The sequence below is a fragment of the Nocardioides pelophilus genome, assembly GCF_014180685.1.
Classification (GTDB): Bacteria; Actinomycetota; Actinomycetes; order Propionibacteriales; family Nocardioidaceae; genus Nocardioides; species Nocardioides pelophilus.
Genome location: NZ_JACEHF010000267.1, coordinates 1 through 2,777, shown reverse-complemented (window position 1 = coordinate 2,777; position 2,777 = coordinate 1). Strand labels below are relative to the sequence as shown.

4 protein-coding genes are annotated in these 2,777 nt (G+C 71.5%); 2 read left to right on the top strand and 2 right to left on the bottom strand.

All coding sequences use genetic code 11. The annotated features are described in order from the left end of the window. The coding region (locus H0488_RS22695) for a hypothetical protein (protein ID WP_220794908.1) at positions 1-249 on the bottom strand (249 nt) is incomplete at its 3' end. An 87-nt stretch (positions 250-336) separates the two neighbouring features. Here H0488_RS22695 and H0488_RS22690 point away from each other — a divergent pair. Next, positions 337-675 (top strand): DUF1801 domain-containing protein, encoded by a 339-nt coding sequence (locus H0488_RS22690; protein ID WP_183101462.1) that lies wholly within the window; start codon positions 337-339, stop codon positions 673-675. Further along, positions 611-1,951: a serine/threonine-protein kinase gene (locus H0488_RS22685; RefSeq protein WP_312856493.1), complete on the top strand. Its 1,341-nt coding sequence runs from the start codon at positions 611-613 to the stop codon at positions 1,949-1,951. The genes H0488_RS22690 and H0488_RS22685 overlap by 65 nt, the downstream gene beginning before the upstream one ends. A 15-nt stretch (positions 1,952-1,966) precedes the next feature. Here H0488_RS22685 and H0488_RS22680 read toward each other — a convergent pair. Further along, positions 1,967-2,777, bottom strand: an 811-nt coding sequence (locus H0488_RS22680) for a phospholipase D-like domain-containing protein (RefSeq protein ID WP_246372694.1), incomplete at its 5' end; no start/stop codon positions are given.

Sequence of the window (2,777 nt, the reverse complement as noted above, 5' to 3'; positions counted from 1 at the left end):
CGTCCGCGCGACGACCTCGCCGAGGGCGTAGGCCTCGCCCGGGGGCTGCTCGGCGACCGTCACCCGCACGCCGGCCGCCGGTTGGTCGGGGCAGGGCTCGTCGGCGGTCTCGACGGGGCACTGGGGACCGAGGTGGACGCTTCCGGTGACCCCCGACTCCTCGTCGGGCGCTGCGGGCTCGGTCGTGTCGCCGCACCCGGCGAGAGCCGACACGGCCATCACGACGGTCAGCAGCTCTCGGGTGCGCATGAGGATGGGACGCCGCGACCCCGGTCGACGGTTCCCTCTCGTCGAACGAGGTCGCAGCCCCGGTCGTCGCTGGGTAGGGTCGCCGGCATGGGTGCTGACTGGCGCAGTGACACGGTGGAGAAGGTGCGGGCCCTCATCTTGAAGGCCGACGGCGACATGGTCGAAGAGGCGAAGTGGCGCAAGGCGTCGAACCCCGAGGGCGTCCCGACGTTCTCGTGCGCCGGCCTGGTGTGCACCGTCGAGACCTACAAGGACAAGGTGAAGCTCACCTTCGCCAAGGGTGCCTCGCTGGCGGACCCGGCCGGCCTGTTCAACGCCAGCCTCGACGCCGGCACCCGCCGCGCCATCGACCTCCACGAGGATGACCCGCTCGACGAGGAGGCGTTCGTCGGGCTGGTCCAGGACGCGGTCGCGCTCAACCGCTGAGGCGGCACGGGTCGACAAGGTCACCGGCGAAGGCCCTCTCGGAGAGGGCTCTCCACGCTTCCACTACGGGGCGATGGAGGATGGGGCGGTGACTGTTCTCGCTGACCGCTACCGCCTCGGCCATCTGCTCGGTCGCGGTGGCGTCGCCGAGGTGTACCGGGCACGGGACCTGGTGCTCGACCGGGAGGTCGCCGTGAAGATGCTTCACGAGACGGTGGACGACTCCGATCGCAGCCGGTTCGTGGGCGAAGCCAAGATGCTCGCCCGGTTGTCTCACGCCGGCCTGGTCACGGTGCTGGACGCAGGGGTGTCGGAGGCGCGGCCGTTCCTCGTGATGGAACTGGTCGAAGGGCAGACTCTGGCCGCCGCTCTCCGCGAGGGTCCGCTGCCTCCCGACGAGGTCGCCGACATCGGCGCCAAGCTGGCTTCGACTCTTGCTTATGCGCACGAGCAGGAGGTGGTCCACCGTGATGTGAAGCCCGCGAACGTGCTTCTCGGCCCGGGTCGGGATCCGAAGCTTGCCGACTTCGGCATCGCCCGGCTGGTCGGAGACACTGCGCGGCACACCAAGACCGGCACGACCATCGGAACGCCCGCCTACCTGTCGCCTGAGCAGGTTCGGGGCGCGACCGTCGGTCCCCCGTCCGACGTCTACTCGTTGGGCCTCGTGCTGCTCGAGGCCCTCACCGGTGAGCGCGCCTTCACAGGGACTCCGATCGAGTCCGCCGTCGCGCGTTTGCACCGCGCACCGGGGATCTCGGAAGACCTGCCTGCCGGGTGGCGCGACCTGCTCCTCGCCATGACGGCGACGGATCCGAAGGACCGCCCGACGGCAGGGGAGGCCGCCGCGCAGATCCAGCTGGGGAGTGCGACGCCTGCCGCCACCCGCGTGCTCGAGGTTCCGCCGGCGGTGCCTGTGGTCCCGCCGGACGACCTGCCCACAAGCCCCATCGACGCGACCGGCCGCACCGGGTCGGGCGGACCGGGCAAGTGGGCCATGGTGGGTGCCGCCGCGCTGGTGCTCGTCGTACTCGCGGTTGCCGGCGTGGTCCTGAGGGACGGCGACGGCGCGTCGGACGACAGCCCGAGCACGCCGGCGACGACCGCCAGCCCCCGACCGAGCGATCGGGCCACCAGCGCTCCCACGGACGGAGCGCCGAACGAGTCGACCGTCCCGGAGGAGAAGCAACAGCGCGGCGATGGCAAGGGGAAGGGCAAGAAGGATGACAAGAGCAAAGGTGGCAAGGGGAAAGGGAAGGGGAAGGGGAAGGGTTAGCGGGCAGGGAGCCGCTCAGAAGCGGGTCGTGCCGCGCAGCCTCCGCGGGCGGCCGTCGGGGTCGTAGAGGGAGCCGTACGCAGCCCGCGCCCAGAGCCGCGTGCGCGCGGGCAGCCGGGCGGGGACGTGGACCTGGATCCGACTCCCCGGGGCGCCCACCCGCTCGTTCCAGAGGGCCTGCGCGTCGCTCGGGTCCGCCAGCCGCGGGTCGTCCTCCGGCAGGCCGAGGTGCTCGGCCCACAGGGACGATCGGAGGGCGCGCGGCAGCTCCCCGTCGGGGTCGACGACCGCACAGGTCAGCTCGGAGTCGTGGGACCACGAGCGGAGGTTGAGGTTGTCGGATCCGATGGTCATCCAGGTGTCGTCGACCACGCAGACCTTCGCGTGCACGTAGATCGGCGTACCGGAGGCGTTCTCGAGGTCGTACATCGTGAACCGGTCACCGCCCGCCTCACGCAGTCGCTGCCAGGCCAGGCGTTGGCCGTACTTCATCGGCGGACCGGCGACGCGGTTGTCGTCCTCCGGGTAGCGGGGGACGACGGCGATCACCTGCAGGTCCGGCTCGCGTCTCAACGCCTCGGCGAGGGTGGCCGCGACTAGGTCGGACCAGAAGTACTGGTCCTCGATGTAGATCAGCCGTCGGGCGCGCGCGAACGCCCGCGAGTACGCCCTGGCGATCGTGCGCTCGCCCTCGGGGGCGAAGGGGTACGACGGTCGCTTGGCCGGGTAGGTGCGCAGGATCTGCACCTGGTGCTTCCCGGCATCGGGAGGCGGGTCCCAGCGCTGCGGCAGCTCCTCCGGATGCCGCGGCATCCGGGCCAGCCGG